At 64.4% G+C, this 19,722-nt stretch carries 15 protein-coding genes, 2 tRNA genes and 1 pseudogene; 2 read left to right on the top strand and 16 right to left on the bottom strand.

Annotated features, from left to right (window positions below; translation table 11 throughout):
- Positions 1-14: 14 nt before the first annotated feature.
- Positions 15-1,237, top strand: a protein-coding gene (locus tag PKB_RS29000) for an IS3 family transposase (protein WP_156958003.1) whose coding sequence is annotated in 2 segments (ribosomal slippage) — positions 15-366 and positions 366-1,237 — 1,224 coding nt in all. Because the reading frame shifts where the segments join, the coding sequence is not laid out codon by codon here.
- A 415-nt stretch (positions 1,238-1,652) separates the two neighbouring features.
- On the opposite strand, the gene mgtE is transcribed toward PKB_RS29000, so the two are convergent.
- Positions 1,653-3,095: a magnesium transporter gene (mgtE, locus tag PKB_RS07925; RefSeq protein ID WP_043250574.1), complete on the bottom strand. Its 1,443-nt coding sequence runs from the start codon at positions 3,093-3,095 to the stop codon at positions 1,653-1,655.
- Between the two features lie 322 nt (positions 3,096-3,417).
- Here mgtE and bamE point away from each other — a divergent pair, with 322 nt between their 5' ends.
- Entirely contained in the window at positions 3,418-3,936 is a 519-nt protein-coding gene (gene bamE, locus PKB_RS07920; protein ID WP_043250572.1) for an outer membrane protein assembly factor BamE domain-containing protein, read from the top strand.
- A 56-nt stretch (positions 3,937-3,992) separates the two neighbouring features.
- Here bamE and PKB_RS07915 read toward each other — a convergent pair.
- The 15 genes and pseudogenes from PKB_RS07915 to PKB_RS07845 all read right to left on the bottom strand — a co-directional run bounded on the left by PKB_RS07915 (position 3,993) and on the right by PKB_RS07845 (position 19,722).
- Positions 3,993-4,069, bottom strand: a tRNA-Arg gene (locus tag PKB_RS07915).
- A 110-nt stretch (positions 4,070-4,179) separates the two neighbouring features.
- Positions 4,180-4,270: transfer RNA gene (locus PKB_RS07910), tRNA-Ser, on the bottom strand.
- Between the two features lie 61 nt (positions 4,271-4,331).
- On the bottom strand, positions 4,332-4,517 hold the full coding sequence (gene csrA / locus PKB_RS07905) for a carbon storage regulator CsrA (protein WP_003085981.1): 186 nt from the start codon (positions 4,515-4,517) through the stop codon (positions 4,332-4,334).
- A gap of 184 nt (positions 4,518-4,701) precedes the next feature.
- Positions 4,702-5,937 (bottom strand): aspartate kinase, encoded by a 1,236-nt coding sequence (locus tag PKB_RS07900; RefSeq protein WP_043250570.1) that lies wholly within the window; start codon positions 5,935-5,937, stop codon positions 4,702-4,704.
- 99 nt (positions 5,938-6,036) lie between these two features.
- Positions 6,037-8,661: an alanine--tRNA ligase gene (alaS, locus tag PKB_RS07895; RefSeq protein WP_043250568.1), complete on the bottom strand. Its 2,625-nt coding sequence runs from the start codon at positions 8,659-8,661 to the stop codon at positions 6,037-6,039.
- Positions 8,662-8,783: 122 nt separating this feature from the next.
- Complete coding sequence (gene ltaE / locus PKB_RS07890) at positions 8,784-9,788, bottom strand: low-specificity L-threonine aldolase (protein WP_043250566.1); 1,005 nt, start codon at positions 9,786-9,788, stop codon at positions 8,784-8,786.
- A gap of 149 nt (positions 9,789-9,937) precedes the next feature.
- On the bottom strand, positions 9,938-10,936 hold the full coding sequence (gene astE, locus PKB_RS07885) for a succinylglutamate desuccinylase (RefSeq protein WP_043250564.1): 999 nt from the start codon (positions 10,934-10,936) through the stop codon (positions 9,938-9,940).
- A gap of 51 nt (positions 10,937-10,987) precedes the next feature.
- On the bottom strand, positions 10,988-11,269 hold the full coding sequence (locus tag PKB_RS07880; protein ID WP_043250562.1) for a hypothetical protein: 282 nt from the start codon (positions 11,267-11,269) through the stop codon (positions 10,988-10,990).
- Positions 11,270-11,274: 5 nt separating this feature from the next.
- Positions 11,275-12,593: pseudogene (gene astB, locus PKB_RS07875) on the bottom strand (N-succinylarginine dihydrolase).
- A complete protein-coding gene (gene astD / locus PKB_RS07870) occupies positions 12,593-14,056 on the bottom strand; it encodes a succinylglutamate-semialdehyde dehydrogenase (protein WP_043250560.1) in 1,464 nt (487 codons plus the stop codon). Before astD ends, astB begins: the two are co-directional and overlap by 1 nt.
- Positions 14,057-14,084: 28 nt before the next feature.
- Complete coding sequence (astA, locus tag PKB_RS07865; RefSeq protein WP_043250558.1) at positions 14,085-15,107, bottom strand: arginine N-succinyltransferase; 1,023 nt, start codon at positions 15,105-15,107, stop codon at positions 14,085-14,087.
- Positions 15,108-15,126: 19 nt separating this feature from the next.
- Positions 15,127-16,143 (bottom strand): arginine/ornithine succinyltransferase subunit alpha, encoded by a 1,017-nt coding sequence (gene aruF / locus PKB_RS07860; protein WP_043250555.1) that lies wholly within the window; start codon positions 16,141-16,143, stop codon positions 15,127-15,129.
- A gap of 161 nt (positions 16,144-16,304) precedes the next feature.
- Complete coding sequence (locus tag PKB_RS07855) at positions 16,305-17,525, bottom strand: aspartate aminotransferase family protein (RefSeq protein ID WP_043250554.1); 1,221 nt, start codon at positions 17,523-17,525, stop codon at positions 16,305-16,307.
- Between the two features lie 411 nt (positions 17,526-17,936).
- Entirely contained in the window at positions 17,937-18,923 is a 987-nt protein-coding gene (gene argR / locus PKB_RS07850; protein ID WP_043250552.1) for a transcriptional regulator ArgR, read from the bottom strand.
- Between the two features lie 34 nt (positions 18,924-18,957).
- On the bottom strand, positions 18,958-19,722 hold the full coding sequence (locus tag PKB_RS07845; RefSeq protein ID WP_043250550.1) for an ABC transporter ATP-binding protein: 765 nt from the start codon (positions 19,720-19,722) through the stop codon (positions 18,958-18,960).

Raw genomic sequence — 19,722 nt, 5'->3', positions numbered from 1 at the left:
CAGGAGAGCCCCCGATGGCAGAAGGTGTTCGTCGCAGCCAGCGTGATTACACGCTGGCTTTTAAACTGGCGGTGGTCGACCAGGTCGAAAAAGGAGAAATGAGCTACAAGGAGGCTCAGGCCCGCTATGGCATCCAGGGCCGCTCGACGGTGCTGGTGTGGTTACGCAAGCATGGCCGGCAGGACTGGAACCAGGGCGCCTCCCTTCGAAAGGCTCGGAGCCCGGATATGAATACCCCGAAATTGCCATTGACCCCGGAACAACGCATCAAGGAACTCGAGCAGCAGCTTGAGGTGATGAGCCAGAAGGCGCAGTTCTTCGAGGCCGTGGTGAATGTGCTGAAGAATGACTACGGCGTTTCGATCGTAAAAAAGCGTCCCGGCAAGTCCTCACGCAAAGGCAAGTCCAAGCGCTGAGTGTTAGCAGGGCTTGCCAGTTCATGGGCATCAGCCGCCAGGCGTACTACCAGCGCAACCGGGCGGCGGATCAGCGCAGCCAGCAGGATCGACAGATCGCCCAGTTCGTGCGGCAGGTACGGATGCGTCAGCCGCGCCTGGGAGCACGCAAGCTGCATTATCTGTTGCAGCAGCAAGCGGAAGCCGCGTTGCGAGTTGGGCGCGATCGCCTGTTCCGGGTGCTGGCCGAGCACCGCCTGCTGGTTCGACCCAAGCGGGCGTACCACAAGACCACCCACAGTTTTCACCGGTTCCATCGCCATCCCAATCTGCTCAAGCCAGGGCCGCAACAGGTCTTGCCCGATGCGCCGGAGCGCGTCTGGGTTGCCGACATCACCTATCTGCCCAGCCAGAGCGGCCCGCTGTACCTGAGCCTGGTCACCGACGCCTATTCGCGCAAGATCGTCGGCCATCACGTCCACGACAGCCTGCACGCCGAGTCGGTGGCCCATGCCTACAGCCAGGCCCTGCGGCGCCGCACGACGCAGGAACCCCTGGTGCATCACTCCGACCGAGGAATTCAGTACTGCTCGGGGCTTTACCAACGCCTGCACGCGCAGCACGGAGCAATCTGCTCGATGACCGACGGCTACGACTGTTACCAGAATGCGCTGGCTGAGCGCGTCAACGGCATCCTGAAGAACGAGTTGCTGGAGCATCCTCCCGCCGACCTCGCGCAGGCGCGCCGCATGGTGCGTGAAGCCGTCGACATCTATAACCGCGAGCGCCCTCACCTGGCCCTGAAATACAAAACGCCCGATGCGGTGCATCGGGCGTTCTGAGGTCTGGAGCATGGCCTGAGAGGTGTAAACCTATTTCAGGACTAGACAGACGCCGACATGGCGGCTGCGGACTGACCTACCCGTTCGAAGACCTGGCCCATGACGGCCTGATAGGACTCGCTTTCGCTCGTCACGTCGAGACGCACGGCGAGCAGGTTCGATCGCATCCCAGATGATCGATGACATCAGGAGCCTTGCGTGCAGCGGCGATAACCGCGTCACCCGCCTGCACGGTGACCGGGCACATCGTCGCGGTCTTGTTGATGAGCGGGAGAGGTTCTATGGCAGGAACACTACCGTGATGATCCCTGCTGCATTTCACCGGCCTTTGAGAAGCTTTCACCGACTTGGCACCCACCTAGCGCCCCCAAAAAGCAAAAACCGCCCGAAGGCGGTTCGCTTGCAGCCTTGGAGGCTACATGAGGAACAGCGTGGCCAGCCCCAGGAAGATGAAGAAGCCACCGCTGTCGGTCATCGCGGTGATCAGCACGCTGGAGCCCATCGCCGGGTCGCGCCCCATGCGCAGCAGGGTCATCGGGATGATCACACCGGCCATGGCCGCAAGCAGCAGGTTGAGCGTCATGGCCGCGGTCATCACCAGGCCAAGCTCCCAGTTGCCGTAGAGGTAGTAGGCAACGATACCGATCACGCCGCCCCATACCAGGCCGTTGACCAGGGAGACGCCTACTTCCTTGCGCAGCAGCCTTGAGGCATTGCTGGCCTGCACCTGATCCAGTGCGATGGCACGGACGATCATGGTGATGGTCTGGTTGCCGGAGTTGCCGCCGATGCCGGCAACGATCGGCATCAGCGCAGCCAGCGCCACCAGCTTCTCGATGGAGCCTTCGAACAGGCCGATCACGCGCGAGGCGATGAAGGCCGTGATGAGGTTGGTGGCCAGCCAGGTCCAGCGGTTGCGTACCGACTTCCACACCGAGGCAAAGATGTCCTCCTCCTCGCGCAGACCGGCCATGCTCAGCACTTCGCTTTCGCTTTCCTCGCGGATGAGGTCGACCATCTCGTCGATGGTCAGACGGCCGATCAGCTTGCCGTTCTTGTCCACGACAGGCGCGGAGATCAGGTCGTAACGCTCGAACGCCTGGGCCGCGTCGTAGCCGTCTTCGTCGGGCTGGAAGGTTACCGGGTCGGTAGCCATGACCTCCGCCACGTCCTTGTCCGGATCGTTGACCAGCAGGCGCTTGATCGGCAGCACGCCCTTGAGCACGCCGTCGTAGTCGACCACGAAGAGCTTGTCGGTGTGGCCCGGCAACTCCTTCAAGCGACGCAGATAGCGCAGGACCACTTCCAGACTGACGTCGTCGCGGATGGTGACCATCTCGAAGTCCATGAGCGCGCCGACCTGGTCTTCCTCGTACGACAGCGCAGAGCGAACACGCTCGCGCTGCTGCGCATCGAGGGTTTCCATCAGTTCGTGGACCACGTCGCGCGGCAGTTCCGGCGCGAGGTCGGCGAGTTCGTCGGCGTCCATCTCCTTGGCCGCGGCGAGGATCTCGTGATCGTCCATGTCGGCGATCAGCGTCTCGCGGACGGCGTCGGATACTTCGAGAAGGATGTCGCCGTCGCGCTCGGCCTTGACCAACTGCCAGACCGTCAGGCGGTCGTCCAGCGGCAGGGACTCGAGGATGTGGGCGATGTCGGCGGGGTGCAGGTCGTCCAGCTTGCGCTGGAGCTCGGCGAGGTTCTGCCGGTGGACCAGGTTCTCGACGAGCCCCTGGTGCTGGCCTTCCTGGCGGTGCGCCAGGTCTTCAACCAGCTTGTGCTTGTTCAGCAGTTCGACCACCTGGTTCAGGCGGTCCTGCAGGCTTTCCTGCGGCTTTTTGGCTTCTACTTCAGTCATGGCACGGCTCCACCCCCAGCGGCGGAGCGCGTGGGGGCTTAAAACATCAGGTCGTGTTCAGGCAATCGAGGTTCGGAGTAACTACTGGGTAAGTCCATGGTGGTGTGCCCACGCGCCCATGTCGGGCAGATAGAGGGAATGATAACACTCAGTTGCGGCTTTCGCGTCACAAAAACACGGATATAACAATCGCTTGCACGAAAAAGCTCGCAGGTCTCTCACTCAGCAAATGCGACGCCGGAAGTCTCACTCAGGGCACTCGGAGAATTCGCTTTCAGGGTCGCGGATAAGCTGCGCGCAGGCTCGGCAATGAGGACCGAATATGTGCAACCCCCACCCACGATGGATAGCCCTCGCCTTAACAATCGGAACAGCCCTGGAATGCCAAGCAGCGACGCTTTACCGCTGCGAGTCGGCAGACGGACACCTGACCTTCAGCCAGCATGGTTGCCCGCCAGATCAGTTGCAGAACCTGCAGGAAGCCTTCAACCCAACACCTGGAAGCGGCAAACCGGTACCCCTCGCCCGCCCGAAGGCGCCACGCGCGACAAAGCGCACGACAGCCGAAGAACGCCCAGCACTGACCATTGTCGGGGAACGCCAGGATGGATGCGGCAACCTGCTCGACGAGAGCGAACGCCGCACAGCGATCATTCAGGGCCGGATCAGGACCGGCATGACCCGCGCCGATGTGGAAAACGCCCTTGGCAAGCCCGATAGGGTTGCCCAAACCGACAGTCGCACCCGCTACATCTACCACGCCCGTCCGGGCAAGGCACAGCGCAGTGTGACCTTCGACGAGTTCGGCTGTGTGAAGGGATCGGCGAAGAAAAAGCGCTAGGAGAAAAAATCGGCGCAAAGAAAAAGGGCCTGCATTTCTGCAGGCCCTTTCGTATGTGGCGCACTCAGGAGGATTCGAACCTCCGACCGCTCGGTTCGTAGCCGAGTACTCTATCCAGCTGAGCTATGAGTGCGCTGATGAGGGCGCAAATTCTAGTTTGAACATTTCGCTCTGTCAACAAGATTTTTCAATCTTTTCAGTAGCTTAGCTACCTGACATCGCATTCACACCAGAGCGTGCAAATGGCGGAGAGGGGGGGATTCGAACCCCCGACACCCTTTTGAGGTGTACTCCCTTAGCAGGGGAGCGCCTTCGGCCACTCGGCCACCTCTCCGCAACACGGGGCGCATGATAACCATGTTTTCCCCGTTTGCAAAGGAAAAATTTGAGAAAAATTAATGGTTTGGTTCTTGATCTTTTTCTTTCTGGATCCGCTGGTAGATCTCTTCGCGGTGCACCGCGACTTCCTTCGGCGCATTCACACCGATGCGCACCTGATTTCCCTTGACGCCCAGCACGGTCACAGTGACGTCATCACCAACCATCAGGGTCTCTCCGACCCGGCGAGTCAGAATCAGCATTCCTTTCTCCTTACGTGTTTCGGATAAGCAGTCTGCAAAAAAGAAATGGCGGCGGAGCCACGAAAATCAAGTGTGTGCTCCTTCACCCAAGTATTGACCAGTCCGCTGGGAATGAAAGTTCCTACGCCCCGATCAAAAACGACAAAAGGCGCGGGATTAGCCGCGCCTTTTGCATAACCTGCTCTTACTCGCCCTGACGGGCCGGAGCGTCGAGCTCGAATGCGGTGTGCAGGGCACGTACCGCGAGCTCCAGATACTTCTCCTCGATGACCACGGAAACTTTGATTTCCGAAGTGGAGATCATCTGGATGTTGATGGTCTCCTTGGCCAGTGCCTCGAACATGCGGCTGGCAACGCCAGCGTGGGAACGCATACCGACACCGACGATGGAAACCTTGGCGATGTTGGTGTCGCCAGTAGCTTCGCGCGCACCGATGTTGGCGGCGGTCTGCTTGAGGATTTCCAGAGCGGCGAGGTAGTCGTTGCGATGGACGGTGAAGGTGAAGTCGGTGGTGTTATCGTGCGAAACATTTTGCACGATCATGTCGACTTCGATGTTCGCCGCGCTGATCGGACCAAGGATCTTGAAGGCCACGCCGGGAGTATCCGGTACGCCACGGATGGTCAGCTTGGCTTCGTCGCGGTTGAAGGCGATGCCGGAGATGATCGGCTGTTCCATGGATTCCTCTTCATCAAGGGTAATGAGGGTGCCCGGACCCTCCTGGAAGCTGTGCAGCACGCGCAGCGGAACGTTGTACTTGCCGGCGAACTCCACCGAGCGGATCTGCAGCACCTTGGAACCGAGGCTGGCCATTTCCAGCATCTCTTCGAAGGTGATCTTGTCCAGTCGGCGAGCCTGCGGCACTACGCGCGGATCGGTGGTGTAGACGCCATCGACGTCGGTATAGATCTGGCACTCGTCGGCCTTCAGCGCCGCAGCCAGGGCCACGCCCGTGGTATCGGAGCCACCACGGCCGAGGGTGGTGATGTTGCCGTGTTCGTCGACGCCCTGGAAACCGGCGACTACAACCACGCGACCGGCCTTGAGGTCGGCACGGATGTTCGCGTCGTCGATGCTCAGGATGCGTGCTTTAGTGTGCGCGCTGTCGGTCAGGATGCGCACCTGGTTGCCGGTGTAGGAGACCGCCGGCACACCGCGCTTGATCAGGGCCATGCTCAGCAGGGCGATGGTGACCTGCTCGCCGGTGGAGACCATGACGTCCAGTTCGCGCGGAACCGGTTGCTCCATGATCTGCTTGGCCAGGCCAATCAGGCGGTTGGTCTCGCCGCTCATGGCGGAAACCACCACGACGATGTCATCCCCCGCTTCGCGGAATTTCTTCACCTTCTCGGCCACCTGCTCGATTCGCTCGACGGTGCCGACGGAGGTCCCTCCAAATTTCTGTACGATCAAAGCCATTTCAAAGCCGCCTGATTCCTGAAGGGCGCCCATTTAACATGCATCGCTGCATGCTGCCAAGGTCCGCCGGACGCGCTGCGGACCTTGGTTTTCGAGGTTTTAGCCAGCCTGTTCGACGAAGGTCTTCGCCAGCGCCAGCGCTTCGTCCAGCTTGCCGGCTTCGGTGCCGCCGCCCTGGGCCATGTCCGGACGACCACCGCCCTTGCCGCCTACGGACGCTGCAGCCTGCTTCATCAGGTCGCCAGCCTTGAGCTTGGCGGTCAGGTCCTGGGTCACGCCGGCAACCAGCACCACTTTCTCCTCGAACACACCGCCGAGCAGGATGACGCCGCTGCCCAGCTTGTTCTTCAGCTGGTCGACCAGCGCCAGCAGCGCTTTGCCATCCAGACCGTCGAGACGTGCAGCCAGGACTTTCACGCCAGCCACGTCGACAGCCGAACCGGCCAGGTCGTCGCCTGCTGCGCTGGCGGCCTTGGCTTTCAGCTGCTCGAGCTCCTTCTCCAGCTGGCGATTGCGTTCGATCAGCCCGGAGAGCTTGTCCAGCAGGTTGTCACGGCTGCCCTTGACCAGGCTGGCCGCTTCCTTGAGCTGCTCTTCGGCACCGTTGAGGTAGGCCAGCGCGGCAGCACCGGTCACCGCTTCGATGCGGCGCACGCCAGCGGCCACGCCACCTTCGCTGGTGATCTTGAACAGGCCGATGTCACCGGTACGGGACACGTGGGTACCGCCGCACAGCTCGACGGAGAAACCGCCGCCCATGGTCAGCACGCGAACCTGGTCGCCATATTTCTCGCCGAACAGCGCCGTGGCGCCCTTGGCCTTGGCGGTGTCGATGTCGGTCTCTTCGGTCTCGACTTCGCTGTTCTTGCGGACTTCGGCGTTGACGATGTCTTCCAGCTGCTTCAGCTGCTCTGGCTTGATCGCCTCGAAGTGGCTGAAGTCGAAGCGCAGACGCTGACTGTCGACCAGCGAACCCTTCTGCTGAACGTGATCGCCCAGCACCTGGCGCAGCGCGGAGTGCAGCAGGTGGGTGGCCGAGTGGTTCAGCGCAGTCGCCTGGCGTACCGAGGCGTCGACTTCGGCTTTCACAGCAGCGCCAACAGCCAGGCTGCCCTGGGCGACCACACCGTGGTGCAGGTGGGCGCCACCGGCTTTGGTGGTGTCGCGCACGTCGAAGCGCACGCCGGCGCCGGCGAGGTAGCCGCAATCGCCGACCTGGCCGCCGGATTCGGCGTAGAACGGGGTCTGGTCGAGGACGACCACGCCCTGCTCGCCTTCAGCCAGCGTCTCGACAGCCTTGCCGTCCTTGAACAGCGCGATGATCTGGCCGGCGCCGGAAACGCCCTGGTAGCCGAGGAAGCGGGTGTCGCCGTCGACCTTGACCAGGCTGTTGTAGTCCATGCCGAAGGCGCTGGCGGAGCGGGCGCGCTCGCGCTGGGCCTCCATCTCGCGCTCGAAACCTTCCTCGTCGATGGTCAGGCTGCGCTCGCGGGCGATGTCGTTGGTCAGGTCGACCGGGAAGCCGTAGGTGTCGTACAGCTTGAACACCACGTTGCCGGGGATGACGCTGCCCTTCAGCTCGCCCAGGTCCTGCTCGAGGATCTTCAAGCCCTGCTCCAGGGTCTTGGCGAACTGCTCTTCTTCGGTCTTCAGCACGCGCTCGATGTGCGCCTGCTGCTGTTTCAGCTCGGGGAAGGCTTCGCCCATCTCGCCAACCAGCGCGGCGACGATCTTGTGGAAGAAGCTGCCCTTGGCGCCCAGCTTGTTGCCGTGGCGGCAGGCGCGACGGATGATACGGCGCAGCACGTAGCCGCGACCTTCGTTCGACGGCAGCACGCCGTCGGCGATCAGGAAGCTGCAGGAACGGATGTGGTCCGCGACCACCTTCAGCGAAGGCGCGTCGTCGTTGGCGCAGCCAACGGCGTCGGCGGAAGCTTTCAGCAGGCTCTGGAACAGGTCGATCTCGTAGTTCGAGTGGACGTGCTGCAGCACGGCGCTGATGCGCTCCAGGCCCATGCCGGTGTCAACGCTCGGCGCCGGCAGCGGGTGCATGACGCCGTCTGCGGTGCGGTTGAACTGCATGAACACGTTGTTCCAGATCTCGATGTAACGGTCGCCGTCTTCTTCCGGCGAGCCGGGCGGGCCGCCCCAGATGTCGGCGCCATGGTCGAAGAAGATCTCGGTGCACGGACCACAAGGACCGGTGTCGCCCATCGCCCAGAAGTTGTCCGATGCGTAGGGAGCGCCCTTGTTGTCGCCGATGCGCACCATGCGCTCTGCCGGGATACCGACCTCTTTGGTCCAGATGTCGTAGGCCTCGTCATCGCTGGCGTAGACGGTGACCCAGAGCTTTTCCTTCGGCAGGTTCAGCCACTTTTCGGAGGTCAGGAACTCCCAGGCGTAGGTGATGGCGTCGCGCTTGAAGTAGTCGCCGAAGCTGAAGTTGCCCAGCATTTCGAAGAAGGTGTGGTGGCGCGCGGTGTAGCCGACGTTTTCCAGGTCGTTGTGCTTGCCGCCGGCGCGGACACACTTCTGGCTGGTGGTGGCGCGGGTGTAGGCGCGTTTTTCCAGGCCGAGGAAGCAGTCCTTGAACTGGTTCATGCCGGCGTTGGTGAACAGCAGGGTCGGGTCGTTCGCCGGAATCAGCGAACTCGACGCTACGCGGGTATGCCCCTTCTCTTCGAAGAAGCGGAGGAAGGCTTCACGGATTTCAGCGCTTTTCATAGGTTCTTCCACGGAAAAATGCGGCCACGAATCGCCGGCAAAGGGCCGCATTATATCGGCCCCGGCTCAAGGTTGTAGTGTCTTTGCGCGATAGTTGATGCCTATCGCGACGCAGATGGGGCTCAGTTGCGACGAAAGGCGGCAAAAGCTTCGACGATATGCGGAATGTCCGTACCTTTCACGTCCAGGTGGGTGACCAGGCGCAGACGCGGCGCTGGGCTGACGCGGATGCCGCGCTCACCAAGGAATGCCCCCAGGGCCGAGGCCTGAGCGCCGATGTCGACGTAGACCATGTTGGTCTGCACCGGCTCGATGCCGTAGCCCAGCCCGGCCAGTTCGCGCCCCAGGGTTTCGGCGTTGACGTGGTCCTCGGCCAGGCGTTCGACCTGGTGGTCCAGCGCATAAAGCCCGGCTGCCGCCAGCCCGCCAGCCTGGCGCATGCCGCCGCCGACCATCTTGCGCAGGCGCCGGGCCTTGCCGATAAGCTCGGTGCTGCCGCACAGAACCGAGCCCACCGGGGCCCCCAGGCCCTTGGACAGGCACACGGAAACCGAGTCGAAATAACGGGTGATCTCGCCGGCATCGACGCCAAGCTTCACCGCAGCGTTGTACAGACGAGCGCCGTCCAGGTGCAGGCCAAGGCCACGGCGGCGAGTCATCTCGCGCGCAGCAGCCAGGTAGGACTGCGGTAGAACTTTGCCCTGCATGGTGTTTTCCAGCGCCAGCAGGCGGGTGCGGGCGAAGTGGAAGTCGTCCTGCTTGATCGCCGCCTCGACCTTGGCCAGGTCGAGCGAGCCGTCCGCTTCGCCGTCGATGGGCTGCGGCTGGATGGAGCCGAGTACGGCAGCGCCGCCGCCTTCATATTTATAGGTATGCGCCTGCTGGCCGACGATGTATTCGTCGCCACGGCCACAGTGCGCCATCAGCCCGAGCAGGTTGCTCATGGTGCCGGTCGGCACGAAGAGCCCGGCTTCGAAGCCCAGGCGCTCGGCCAGGGTCGCCTCCAGGCGGTTGACGGTCGGGTCTTCGCCGTAGACGTCATCGCCCAGCTCGGCCCGGGCCATGGCTTCGCGCATGCCGGTGGTCGGCAGGGTGACGGTATCGCTGCGAAGATCGATGACGGACATGACGGGCTCCTGGGAAACGGGAAAGGAGCCCGATGCTATGCGCTTGATGCCCCAGGGACAAGGCAAGCTGAGCGTAGGAGCGGACCTTGTCCGCGATGGCCGGAAGGACCGGCGCGATTCGCGGATGAGATCCGCTCCTGCGGAAGGAGTCAGAGCTCGGTGGGGACTACCAGGATGCCGGCGCGCAGCCCGTTCTTCACCCGCGGATTGGGGAAGATGATACGGGCGCCCTGCTCTTCCACAATCCAGCGGGTGCCGCCGATGTCCTCGGCCAGCAGGTAGCCGTGGTCCAGCTCGGTGAAGTTATCCACCGCATCGTCCAGGTGCAGGCGGAAGTGGTCGCTGTGCTTGATCACCTCGCGCGACACGGCGAACAGCTGCAGGCCGTCTAGCCCGGCATCACTGGACGCCGCCTCGCTGCCGTCAACGAGCGACTCCAGCATCCCTTCGAGGCGCTCCAGGTTGACCGTCTGGTTCTGCCCGAACGGCCGCGCCTTGCCCAGTTCCAGGGTGAAGGCCTCGGCCTCGAGCTGGCTGTAGGTGTAGGAGCTGAAGGTGATGCCGGTCTTTTTCTGCAGCAGCACCGCATCGATACCAGCGCGGCGCAGACGGGCCAGCTCAGCACGGGAATGCTCACGGCCCTCGCTCCAGGGATAGAGGGCGAACTGCTCGATCTTCGAGCCGCGGATCGCGGTGTGCAGGTCGTAGTGCAGGCGCGGGCGTCCGTCACGGGAGAAGAAGGCTGCCGCCAGTCGCTCCAGCTCCGCAGCGCGCAGGGCCTCGCTGCCGCTGCCGTCTTCGTGACGACCGCAGAACAGGCGGTTGATGTCCTGCTCCAGGTAACGCTCGCCCTGGCGCATGGCATCGGGATTGCCGAACAGGAACAGCAGACGCACCGCCGGCTTCAGATGACCCCGGGCAATACGCTGGATGAGCCGGTCGAGCAGCTCGATCGGCGCCGTCTCGTTGCCGTGGATACCGGCAGAAAGCAGCAGGTCCAGGCCCTTGTCGCGACCGCTGGCGGGGGTCACTTCGAGGGCGCCTTCAGCCAGCCAATGCAGGCGGGTGCCGTCGGCGGTGAGTTGGATTTTTTCGGTCGGTTCACGACCGACGAGGGTCAGGTCGAGCAGCTTGCCCAGTGCTAGCATGCGCGGGTCTCCCTTGCAGCCACCGCCCTCTGCGGGCGGCGGCTCCGGCGATCAGTGGTGGTCACATCCACAGTCTGGACCATGTTCGTGGACTTCGGCGGGTTCCAGCTCCAGGCTCAGACCGAGCTGATTGACTGCCTGCGGACGAACCACCAGCAGCGGCACCTCGGTGTCCTCCTCGAAGGACTCGGCGTAGATCAGCAGACCGCCCTTGCCGTCGGCCTCCAGCCACAGTTCGCGCCCTTCCAGGCGAATGGCCAGGCGCGCAGTGTGGGTCTCGCGGCGCTCGCCCTTGTTGTCTTCGAGAATTAGCGGGAGGCTTTCGGTGGTCATGGTGCTCAACTCATCTGGAAGGGATAGACGGAGCCCAGTTTAAGGATCTGGCTCAGTTCATCCAACGCCGTCCGGCATTCCACGAGCAATTGCGGGTCGGCCAGGTCGGCCTCGGACAGACGGTCGCGGTAGTGCTTGTCGACCCAGGCGACCAGGGTGTCGTAAAGGCTCGGGGTCATGATCACGCCCGGGTTCACTGCCGCCAGCTCGGCGTCGTTGAGCGCCACGCGCAGGCGCAGGCAGGCTGGGCCACCGCCGTTCTGCATGCTCTGCTTGAGATCGAAGACCTTCACCTCGCGGATCGGGCCGTCCTCGGCGGTCAGGCGCGACAGGTAGTTCCACACGCGTTCGTTCTTGCGGCACTCCTCCGGGACGATCAGCAGCATGCTGCCATCGGCGCGGCTGAGCAGCTGGCTGTTGAACAGGTAGGAACGTACCGCGTCTTCCACGGTGACACGCCCCCGCCACGGCGGCCCAGCTTGTCATGCAGTTCGGCCAACACGCGCTCGGTGTCGAGGAAGGCATCTTCGTGGTGGAACAGCACTTCGCCGTTGCCCACGGAGATCACGTCGTTGTGGAACACGCCCTGGTCGATCACCGCCGGGTTCTGCTGGGCGTAGACCACGCCCTCCTCACCCAGGCCGTGCAGGCGGGCGACCGCCTGGCAGGCCTCCAGGGTCTGCCGCGCCGGATAGCGTTGCGGCGCCGGGAAGCGACTGTCGAAGGCGCTGCGGCCGAAGACGAAGAACTCCACACCGGCTTCGCCGTAGGACTTGCAGAAGCGCGTGTGGTTGGCCGCGCCTTCGTCACCGAACTGCGCCACCGCCGGCAGCGCGGCGTGGTGCGCGAAGTGCTTCTCGTCGCGGAACATGGCGCCGAGGATGCGGCTGGTGACCGGGTGTTCGATGGAGCGGTGGAACTTGCAGTTCAGGTTGGCCGCGGTGAAGTGCACGCGGCCGTCTGCCGTGTCGGCGCTCGGGCTGACAGTTGCGGCGTTGGCCGTCCACATGCAGGAGGCCGAGCTGACCGCGGCGAGCAAAGGCATTGCTTCCTTCGCTGCCTTGGCGATTACCTCGGCGTCGGTGCCGGAGAAGCCGAGCGCGCGCAGCGAGGCGACTGCCGGGCGCTCCTGCGGGGCCAGCACGCCCTGCTTGAAGCCCATCTCCATCAGCGCCTTCATCTTCGCCAGGCCCTGCTTGGCGGCTTCCTTCGGGTTGGAAGCCGCCTGGCTGTTGCTCTGCGAAGCGACGTTGCCGTAGGACAGCCCGCCGTAGTTGTGCGTCGGCCCGACCAGACCGTCGAAGTTCATTTCATAGGCAGTCATCACAGGCTCACTCCCGGAGTCAGGGTTGCAGGCAGGCTGAGGCTTTCGCTTTCCAGCGAGGCGACCGGATAGGCGCAATAGTCGGCCGCGTAGTAGGCGCTCGGTCGATGGTTGCCCGACGCGCCGATGCCACCGAAAGGCGCGCTGCTGGCGGCGCCGGTGAGCTGCTTGTTCCAGTTGACGATGCCGGCGCGGCTCTCGAGAAGGAAGTCCTCGAAACGCTCGCGGGAATCCGACAGCAGGCCGGCGGCCAGGCCGTACTGGGTAGCGTTGGCTTCACGCACGGCGGCGTCGAAGTCGGCGTAGCGGATGACCTGCAGCAGCGGGCCGAAGAATTCCTCGTCCGGGCGATCGGCAACCGCCGTCACGTCGAGGATGCCCGGGGTCAGCAGGGCAGCGCCCGGCTGCGGCTGGGTCATCGCCAGCAGGGCTTCGGCGCCCTTGGCCAGCAGGTTGGCCTGGGCCTTGAGCAGTTGCTCGGCGGCGGCTAGCGAGACCACGGAGCCCATGAACGGCGCCGGCTGTTCGTCGAAGCGGCCGACCTTGATGCTCGCTGCCACCGCCACCAGGCGCGCCAGCAGGGCATCGCCCCACTCGCCGGCGGGCACCAGCAGGCGGCGCGCGCAGGTGCAGCGCTGGCCAGCAGAAATGAAGGCGGACTGGATGATGGTGTAGACGGCAGCTTCGACGTCCTTCACCTGGTCGACGATCAGCGGGTTGTTGCCGCCCATCTCCAGCGCCAGGATCTTCTGCGGCTGCCCACCGAACTGGCTGTGCAGCAGGTTGCCGGTGCGGCTGGAGCCGGTGAAGAACAGGCCATCGATGTCGGCATGGCCGGCCAGGGCGACACCCGTTTCACGGGCACCCTGCACCAGGTTGAGCACGCCGGCCGGCAGGCCGGCGTCGATCCAGGCACGCACGGTCAGCTCGGCGACCTTGGGGGTCAGCTCGCTGGGCTTGAAGATCACCGCGTTGCCGGCCAGCAGCGCCGGAACGATGTGCCCGTTGGGCAGGTGGCCGGGGAAGTTGTAGGGACCGAACACGGCTACCACGCCATGCGGCTTGTGCCGCAGCACAGCGGTGGCATCGGCCAGCGGGCCGGACTTCAGCCCGGTACGCTCGCGATAAGCCTGCACCGAGATGGCCACCTTGTTGACCATGCTGGTGACTTCGGTGGCCGCTTCCCACAGCGGTTTGCCGGTTTCCTCGCCGATCGCCCGGGCCAGCTCGTCGCTACGCGCCTTGAGGGTTGCAGCGAAGGCCTCCAGCACGGCGATGCGCTCTTCCAGCGGGCGACGAGCCCAGGCCGGGAAGGCCGCACGGGCGGCCGCGACTGCGGCGCCGACCTGCGCGGCACTGGCGCCACGGCCGTGCCAGACCACGGCCTGGCTGACCGGGTCGAGGGATTCCAGGGTCTCGCCCTCGCCCGCCAGCCACTGGCCGGCGATGTAGTGGGTAGTCATCTCTTGTTCTCCTCCGATCCGCGCGGGATCAGCTGCGTTTTCCGGCGGACAGCGGCACCGCGCGCACCGAGGCGCCCGCGGCAAGACGCAAGCGCTTGGCGGTCTGCGCGTCGACCACCAGGGAGCCGGCGGCGACCCGCGCCGGCGCCGCGGTGATGCGGCACTCCTCGCGCTTGCGGTTGTGGATCAGGTACGGCTCGGCATCGTCGCCCGGCGTGCCGATGGCCAGCACCAGCGTCTGGCTGTCGGCGATGGCACGGATCTTCTCGGTCGGCGCCTCGATGGCCGGGCCGGCGTCGAAGATGTCGACGTAGCCCTGGTAGCTGAAGCCTTCCCCCTTGAGCATGGCCAGCGCCGGCTCGGTGTCCGGATGCACGCGGCCGATCACGTTGCGCGCCTCTTCCGAGAGGAAGCAGGTGTACAGCGGGAATTTCGGCATCAGTTCGGCGATGAAGGCCTTGTTGCCGACGCCGGTCAGGTAGTCGGCCTGGCTGAACTCCATCTTGAAGAAGTGCCGGCCCAGGCTTTCCCAGAACGGCGAGCGGCCGGCAGCGTCGGACATGCCGCGCATCTCGGCGATCACCTTGTCGCCGAACAGTTCGCGGAACTCGGCGATGAACATGAAGCGCGCCTTGGACAGCAGTCGACCGTTGAGGCCGGTCCGCGCATCGGCGTGCAGGAACAGCGAGCACAGCTCGGACTGCCCGGTGAGGTCGTTGGCCAGGAACAGCGTGGGAATCTCGCGATGGATGCCCAGCTCCTGGGAGGCGCTGACAGTGAGGCCGACGCGGTAGTTGTACCAGGGCTCGCGCAGGCCGACTGCGCCAGCTACGGCGGAGATGCCGACGACCTTGCCGTCGTCGTTCTCGAGCACGAACAGGTAGTCGGCGTCAGCGCGCTCGGCTTCGCCACGGAAGGCCTTCTCGGCCCAGCTGACGCGGTGCGCCAGGCGCTGCTCGTTGGCCGGCAGCGTGGTCAGCCCGGTGCCGGTGCTGCGCGCCAGATCGAAGAGGGCCGGCAGGTCGGCGCTGGTGACAGGACGAACGATCATATGGATTCCCCGGAACTGGTTAGACCGCCACCAGGCGGACGCTGGCGCCTTCGCCGATGCCCAGGGCCTCGGCGGTTTCCGCACTCAGGGTGACCGGCTTGCCGGGAACCCAGTCGAGCTCGGCGACCACCGCGCGGTAGTCCTGGAGCAGGCCGTTGGTGACCAGGTAGCTGCGGGTCGCCTTCGGCACTTCGCCGATGCGCACCGGCACCAGGCGGCTCTGGGCGATCGAACGGATGCCCGAAGTGCGCGCATGCAGGGTCGGACCGCCATCGAAGATGTCGATGTAGTTGTCGGTCTCGAAGCCTTCGCGCATCAGGATGTCGAAGGTGATCTGCGCGCGCGGATGCACCTGGCCCATGGCCTCTTGCGCCTCGTCCGGCAGCAGCGGCACGTAGATAGGGTAGTGCGGCATCAGCTCGGCGAGGAAGGTGCGGCTCTTCAGCCCGGACAGCTTCTCGGCCTCGCTGTAGTTGAGGTCGAAGAAGTTGCGCCCGACGGCATTCCAGAACGGCGACTCGCCCTGCTCGTCGCTGTAGCCGACGATCTCGGTGACGACAGCATCGGCGAAGCGCTCCGGATGACTGGCCATGAAGAGCAGGCGACCACGGGAGTTGAGCTCGGCGATGGGCGTGTTCACCAGGTCGCGCTCGACGTAGAAGCTGGTCAGCAGGCTGTTGCCGGTGAGGTCGTGGCACAGCGAGAGGACATGGATCTTGTTGTGGATCTTCAGCTCGCGCGAGGCGTGCACGAAGGTCTCGTTGCGGAAGCTGTAGAACGGCTCGGAAAAGCCGGCCGAGGCGACGATCGCCGAGCAGCCGACCAGGCGCCCGCTCTGCGTATCCTCGAGCACGAAGAAGTAGCTTTCTTCGCCGTTGAAGCTGACTTCGGCGGCGAACGAGGCCTCCGAGGCAAGAATCTTCTCTTTCAATCGTTCCGCGTCGTCCGGCAGCGACGTGACGCCGACCGGGCTGTCCGCGGCGAGACGCTGCACCTGCTGCAGGTCGGCCACTTGGGCGGGGCGCATCACCAGCATGGCGTCACTCCTCTATCCAGACAAAACCACATGAAACATCCCTCCCTGGGTTGCGCGCAGGACGCAGCCTGCGCCAACGCATTCGGGGCCTGCTAAGAACGGCCGGACCACGTCCGGCCGGATCGAACCGGCGCCGGAGACTCCCGGCGCCGTACGGCGATTCAGCCGCGGGTCAGCTTGGCGACCGCGCGCTCGAGGCGATCCAGGCCTTCGTCGATGTCGGCATCGGCGATCACCAGGCTGGGCGCGAAGCGAACCACGTCCGGACCGGCCTGCAGGACCATCACGCCTTCCTTCTCGGCGGCGTTGAAGACGTCCTTGGCCTTGCCTTTCCAGGCGTCGGAAAGCACCGCGCCGATCAGCAGGCCGAGACCGCGAACCTGGGTGAAGATGCCGTATTCCTGGCCGATCTTCTCCAGGCGCGCCTTGAAGCGCTCGTGCTTGGCGCGCACGCCTTCGAGCACTTCAGGAGTATTGATCACATCGAAGGCGGCGCCAGAAACGGCACAGGCCAGCGGGTTGCCACCGTAGGTGGTGCCGTGGGTACCGACGACCAGATGCTCAGCGATCTTCGCGGTGGTCAGCATGGCGCCGATCGGGAAGCCGCCGCCCAGGCTCTTGGCGCTGGAGAGGATGTCCGGGGTCACGCCATAGTGCTGGTAGGCATACAGGTGGCCGGTCCGGCCGAAGCCGCTCTGCACTTCGTCGAAGATCAGCAGCGCGCCGTTGTCGTCGCACAGCTTGCGCACGCCTTCCAGGTAGGCCTTGTCGGCCGGCAGCACGCCGCTCTCGCCCTGCACCGGCTCGAGGATCACCGCGCAGGTCTTGTCGGAGATGGCGGCTTTCAGCGCGTCCAGGTCGTTGAACGGAATATGGGTGATGCCCTGCACCTTCGGACCGAAGCCGTCGGAGTACTTGGCCTGGCCACCGACATTGACGGTGAACAGGGTACGACCGTGGAAGCTGTTGACCATCGAGATGATCTCGAACTTCTCGGGGCCGTAGACGTCATGGGCATAGCGACGGGCCAGCTTCAGCGCAGCCTCGTTGGCCTCGGCGCCGGAGTTGGCGAAGAACACGCGTTCGGCGAAGGTGGCGCCGATCAGTTTCTGCGCCAGGCGCAGGGCCGGTTCGTTGGTGAACACGTTGGACACGTGCCAGATCTTGTTGGCCTGTTCGGTCAGCGCACCGACCAGCGCCGGATGGCAATGGCCCAGGGAGTTCACGGCGATGCCGCCGGCGAAGTCCACCAGCTCTCGGCCGCTCTGGTCCCAGACTCGCGAACCCTGACCACGCACCGGAATGAAAGCGGCCGGGGAGTAGTTGGGGACCATCAGCTGGTCGAAGTCGGAACGTTGAACCTGCGCTTGCGGAGCGGACATCGGAGTTCTCCTGCCTGGTAGGGCGGCTATCGATGGAGGGATTGTAGGGGCTGATCAGGGGCTGGCATTGCCGCGAAGCGACAACTTCTTATAGCGCCAACCCGGGGATTTCCGCGGTTTTCGGAAATGCGACAGAAAGCGTCGGGAAGGCGCAGTGTAAAGGCAGGGAGCCCCAGTGGGTACAAGGCGCTTGGTGAATTTGTGCGGTGTGAGGACAGGGCGGATGTGGGCGTTTCTCCTGAAACCCCAAAGCAGTTCGTAGAAGCGAACCTCGATGCACGACGTGCCCCTGTAGGAGCGGACCTTATCCGCGATTCGCGCACATGGCGCGCTCCTAGGTGGATGTATCGGTGCGGGGATCTTCGCGGATGAGATTCGCTCCTACAGGGAGGCCCCCTGCTGGGAACGGACTCAGCCGCGCTCGCTGCCTGCAGCCGGCGTAGCTTCCGCGGAGCCCTGGCCGCGACGCTGGTTGCGGTCTTCGCGCGGGGTCACGCCGAAGAAGTTGCGGTAGGCGCTGGAGAAGTGCGGGCCGCTGGAGAAGCCGCAGGACAAGCCGATCTGGATGATCGACTTGCTGGTCTGCATCAGCATCTGCCGCGCGCGGTTCAAGCGCAGCTCCAGGTAGTACTGGCTGGGCACGCGGGTCAGGTACTGCTTGAAGATGCGCTCCAGCTGACGACGCGAGACGCAGACGTGCTGGGCAATCTCGTCGGTGGTCAGCGGCTCCTCGATGTTGGCCTCCATCAGCAGCACCGCCTGGGTGAGCTTCGGGTGACTGGAGCCGAGGCGGTTCTTCAGCGGGATGCGCTGGCGCTCGTTGCCTTCGCGGATGCGCTCGACCACCAGCTCTTCCGACACTGCACCGGCCAGTTCCGCACCGTGGTCTCGAGACAGCACGGCCAGCAGCAGGTCGAGCACAGCCATGCCGCCGCAGGCACTGAGGCGGTCGCGATCCCACTCGAACAGGTGGTTGGTGGCGATGACTTTCGGGAAGCGCTCGGTGAAGTCGTCGTGCCAGCGCCAGTGCACCGCGGCGCGATAGCCGTCGAGCAGGCCGAGCTGGGCCAGCGGGTAGATGCCGGCCGACAGCGCGCCGATGCTCACGCCGCCGCGGGCGAGTTGCTTGAGCGCGGCAGCCAGCGGTGCGGAGATATGTTGCGGCGCCTCGTCGGCAACCAGGAAGACTCGCTGGCACTGCTCCAGCATGCCCTGCCAGGACTGCCCCGGCAGGCGCCAGCCCTCCCCTTCGACCGACGGCTCGACGGACATGAAGACCGGATCGTAGAGCGCTTCGGGGTGCAGGCGCCGGGCGACCCGCAGGGCCTCCTCGGCGAGCGCCAGGGTCAGCGCGCGAGTCTGGGGCCAGAGCAGGAAACCGATACGTTGGGCAGTCATTCGAAGGCTTCTGTCGACATGGACGAGGTACAGCTTACTTCAAGCTGCCGGACAGGAACTGCTTGAGGCGGTCCGATTGCGGGTTGGCCAGCACTTCCTTCGGGCATCCACGCTCTTCCACCAGCCCCTTGTGCAGGAACACCAGCTGGTTGGAAACCTCGCGGGCGAAGCCCATCTCGTGGGTCACCACCACCATGGTGCGGCCTTCCTGGGCGAGGTCCTGCATGACCTTGAGCACCTCGCCGACCAGCTCAGGGTCGAGCGCCGAAGTCGGCTCGTCGAACAGCATCACCTCCGGCTCCATGGCCAGCGCACGGGCGATGGCCACGCGCTGCTGCTCACCGCCGGACATGTGTGCCGGGTAGGCATCCTTGCGGTGCGCCACGCCGACCTTGGCCAGGTAGTGCTCGGCCTTGTCGCGGGCTTCTGCCTTGGACACACCGAGCACGTGCACCGGCGCTTCCATGACGTTGTCCAGGGCGCTCATGTGCGACCACAGGTTGAAGTGCTGGAACACCATCGACAGGCGCGAACGCATGCGCTGCAGCTGCTTGGTGTCGGCGGCCTTGAGCCCGCCGTCCTTGTTCGCCACCAGCTTCAGCTCCTCGCCATTGAGGAGGATCTTGCCGGCGTGGGGCTGCTCCAGCAGGTTGATACAGCGCAGGAAGGTGCTCTTGCCCGAGCCGGAGGAGCCGATGATGCTGATCACGTCGCCCGCCTTGGCCGCCATGGAGACGCCCTTGAGCACTTCGTGGTTGCCGTAGCGCTTGTGCAGGTCTTGGATTTCCAGTTTGTACAT

The organism is Pseudomonas knackmussii B13 (assembly GCF_000689415.1).
Lineage (GTDB): Bacteria > Pseudomonadota > Gammaproteobacteria > Pseudomonadales > Pseudomonadaceae > Pseudomonas > Pseudomonas knackmussii.
This window is presented reverse-complemented; position numbering and strand designations above follow the sequence as displayed.

What these genes read in the sequence shown, in the direction of transcription:
- astE (WP_043250564.1), bottom strand. Translation starts at nt 10,936, where the DNA reads ATGCTAGCACTGGGCAAGCTGCTCGACCTGACCCTCGTCGGTCGTGAA.
- PKB_RS07900 (WP_043250570.1), bottom strand. Translation starts at nt 5,937, where the DNA reads ATGGCTTTGATCGTACAGAAATTTGGAGGGACCTCCGTCGGCACCGTC.
- PKB_RS07880 (WP_043250562.1), bottom strand. Translation starts at nt 11,269, where the DNA reads ATGACCACCGAAAGCCTCCCGCTAATTCTCGAAGACAACAAGGGCGAG.
- aruF (WP_043250555.1), bottom strand. Translation starts at nt 16,143, where the DNA reads ATGCTGGTGATGCGCCCCGCCCAAGTGGCCGACCTGCAGCAGGTGCAG.
- ltaE (WP_043250566.1), bottom strand. Translation starts at nt 9,788, where the DNA reads ATGTCCGTCATCGATCTTCGCAGCGATACCGTCACCCTGCCGACCACC.
- PKB_RS07855 (WP_043250554.1), bottom strand. Translation starts at nt 17,525, where the DNA reads ATGTCCGCTCCGCAAGCGCAGGTTCAACGTTCCGACTTCGACCAGCTG.
- PKB_RS07845 (WP_043250550.1), bottom strand. Translation starts at nt 19,722, where the DNA reads ATGTACAAACTGGAAATCCAAGACCTGCACAAGCGCTACGGCAACCAC.
- bamE (WP_043250572.1), top strand. Translation starts at nt 3,418, where the DNA reads ATGTGCAACCCCCACCCACGATGGATAGCCCTCGCCTTAACAATCGGA.
- alaS (WP_043250568.1), bottom strand. Translation starts at nt 8,661, where the DNA reads ATGAAAAGCGCTGAAATCCGTGAAGCCTTCCTCCGCTTCTTCGAAGAG.
- argR (WP_043250552.1), bottom strand. Translation starts at nt 18,923, where the DNA reads ATGACTGCCCAACGTATCGGTTTCCTGCTCTGGCCCCAGACTCGCGCG.
- astA (WP_043250558.1), bottom strand. Translation starts at nt 15,107, where the DNA reads ATGATCGTTCGTCCTGTCACCAGCGCCGACCTGCCGGCCCTCTTCGAT.
- csrA (WP_003085981.1), bottom strand. Translation starts at nt 4,517, where the DNA reads ATGCTGATTCTGACTCGCCGGGTCGGAGAGACCCTGATGGTTGGTGAT.
- astD (WP_043250560.1), bottom strand. Translation starts at nt 14,056, where the DNA reads ATGACTACCCACTACATCGCCGGCCAGTGGCTGGCGGGCGAGGGCGAG.
- mgtE (WP_043250574.1), bottom strand. Translation starts at nt 3,095, where the DNA reads ATGACTGAAGTAGAAGCCAAAAAGCCGCAGGAAAGCCTGCAGGACCGC.